This is a genomic window from Bacteroides sp. AM23-12 (genome assembly GCF_003434395.1).
GTDB lineage: Bacteria > Bacteroidota > Bacteroidia > Bacteroidales > Bacteroidaceae > Bacteroides > Bacteroides thetaiotaomicron.
In genome coordinates, this window is sequence record NZ_QTLF01000077.1 from 1 (window position 1) to 2720 (window position 2720).

2 protein-coding genes are annotated in these 2720 nt (G+C 32.6%); one reads left to right on the forward strand and one right to left on the reverse strand.

Features of this window, described 5'->3' with window-relative positions; translation table 11 throughout:
- Positions 1–858 precede the first annotated feature (858 nt).
- Positions 859–2049: a site-specific integrase gene (locus tag DW640_RS23085; RefSeq protein WP_048692301.1), complete on the reverse strand. Its 1191-nt coding sequence runs from the start codon at positions 2047–2049 to the stop codon at positions 859–861.
- A gap of 450 nt (positions 2050–2499) precedes the next feature.
- Between DW640_RS23085 and DW640_RS23090 the strand changes: the two genes are divergently transcribed.
- A partial coding sequence (locus DW640_RS23090; RefSeq protein ID WP_180960840.1) for a carboxypeptidase-like regulatory domain-containing protein occupies positions 2500–2720 on the forward strand: 221 nt, incomplete at its 3' end.

Consider the following 2720-nt stretch of genomic DNA (forward strand, 5'->3'; position numbering starts at 1 on the left):
TGCAAAGTCTTTGCAGAACTAATTCTTTATATAAAGTGTTGATTATTATAATAATGAGAAATATAAACCTAATCGTCATATATGTTATTGTATCCATATATAAACGTGATAATCAATTATTTATCAGCATTATAACTACCCTTTTCTTTAACGAATGATACCCTGTTTCTATCCATTTCAATCATTTAGTTCATTCATTATAAGAAAGTTATGTCTTTATTTTATTTATATGAGGTATTATTATTGGATACTATTTTTATATTTCCCGAATATTTCTCACCACCAATCATAATGAATGATTACTTTTGGGGCGTGATAGTAGAAAAAGATCAAATCTGAAGAAAAGCATATTTAGTTATGGTATAATTCAAAATATGCAGAACCTGCTTGGGAGAATGACAAAAATCGGCAGGATTTTAAAACAGCAGATCTACGGATGAAATACATCTGTCCGTTTTTTGTTTCCTTGTGCTATATGATTACTTATATCAGCTTGCACCTTTGAATATAAAAGAAATATTTAGTTTCGATATGATATATTTCCCTGTGACAGGAAAGTCTATCAGTTAGAACAGAATTAGAAATTAAAACTACTTTTGGCTCTTCCTTTTAAAGCAATTAGATGTTCCTCGGTGAGTAACGATCTGTTCCTTTTAAAGGAACGGATCGTTCCTTTAAAAGGAAAGAGTCCTGACATTGCACTTTTTATGTATATTACAGTCATTTATATGCGACAAATCATTTGTAAATTGCATATTCTTACATTGATTTATGCATTATTTCTGCCATATTGTTAGATTTTGAATCAACTCTGTTGAAACCAATCTTAAAAACAGGACATTTCCAGACAATCACTGCCTAGCTTTTTGGTCTATTAGCTAATTTTGAATAGGCTGCTTTCTCAAGGTCATGCACAATAGTCATGTCCATGATATTTGCATATACCTGAGTTGTCTTCACACTTTTGTGTCCCAGCAGCTTTTGTACAGTCGTTATATTTGCACCACTATATATCAATAAGGTGGCGTTTGTATGTCGGGCTGTATGGAATGATATCCGTTTGTCTATTTCTGCCAGCTTGGCTAATGCATTCAAGTCTTTATTCACATTAGAGTTATCTTTCAGCTTGAAGAATCCGTTTAAATCGTCTTTGTAGTTCTCCAACACCCGCAGTCCTTTACCTTCAAATAATAAATATAAAGGAAGGCGCACATCAATACCTGTTTTAACAGATTTGTAAATCAGCCACGTCTCCTGATGGAGTTCGACAATATTCGCGGCAGTCAGATTTATAAAATCAGAGTACCGCAAACCGGCGTAACAACAAAATAAAAAGGCATCTTTTGACTTTTGTAACTTCGTAAACTTCCCTTCCAGATTCACCTCCTCCATTTTATTCAGCTCTTCCGGCGACAAGTGCGTATGACTTCCTTCTATGCTTTTGATTTTATATTTTCTGAAAGCATACTTCTGAATATCCATATACTCTTTATTTATAGCTACATTCACATATCGTTTTAAATGCTTCATATGCTTGGCAATGGTATTGAGATGATACCCCTTGGACTGCAGATAATTATCAAATGAAGACACAAATTCGAATGTCAAATCAGTGAATACAATGTCCTTTTTATACTCTTGCAGCAATTCTAAAGTGGAAAGATGATTCTGCCTGGTGCTCTCTTTTAAAGAAGAGTTGCTGACTTCCTCTTTAAAAAAGGTCAGAAATGAATTCCCATTATTTTCCGGTTTTTCAATAGAGTCTTTCAACGAATCCAAGGATATCGATCTTCTCTGTTGCCATAATCCCAGTTCTTTCTGCTCAATGTCAGCTATAAAATCATATAGCATTCGATTTAATGCATCTGAATTAGGATGGTTCTTTACCATTCTACGTTTTACGTCCCACTGGTCTGGTTTGAGGTACACCCTGGTTGAGAAGTACATTTTTCTCCTGTTTAAGTAAGCTTCTACTTGTACCAATGCCATTCCTTTTTTGTTCAGCTTCTTTTTTCTGTTAAACACAAGGCTGTAACTAATCTTCTTCATTCTATTGTCTTTTAGTTAATACTAAGAACAAAATAAACTAAGTTCTGTGCTATAATTAAGGTTGAACCTGCATTAATTTCTGCAAAAATTAAAATTCAATAATTAAGTATTTACATAACTTTAATTTAAATGCTATTTTTTTATCGTCATTTCTTCATAATAAATCAAAAAGAAACGTTTGCAGGGTAGTTTTATATCCAAAAACAAGCAAATAGAATGTTAATTACTACACTTTGCATTCACAAAGTGACATTTCATGCTTGATAAATCACAATATTTATAGCAAATAAAGATGTTTATCAGCATATTTTCGATGTTATAAATAACAATATGTTATATATACAACCTTTTTTTATCAAATTAATTGTTAGTTTCATATTTATTAATAATTTTGCAACTTGTTAGAGTATAGAGACAATTAATGTAAAGTTGAACTTTAAGAGAGAATTTATGAAAAGAAAATTAATGCTGTTATTGGCATGCCTTTTTGTGGGCATAAGCCTAGTAACTGCTCAGACTCAGAAAGTCACAGGCGTTGTGATTTCTGAAGAAGATGGGCAACCAGTTGTTGGAGCCTCTGTGTTGGTAAAAGGTACTACTCAAGGTACAATCACAGACATCGATGGTAATTTTAATTTGGCGAACGTACCAAGTTCTGCAAAGACTTTGCA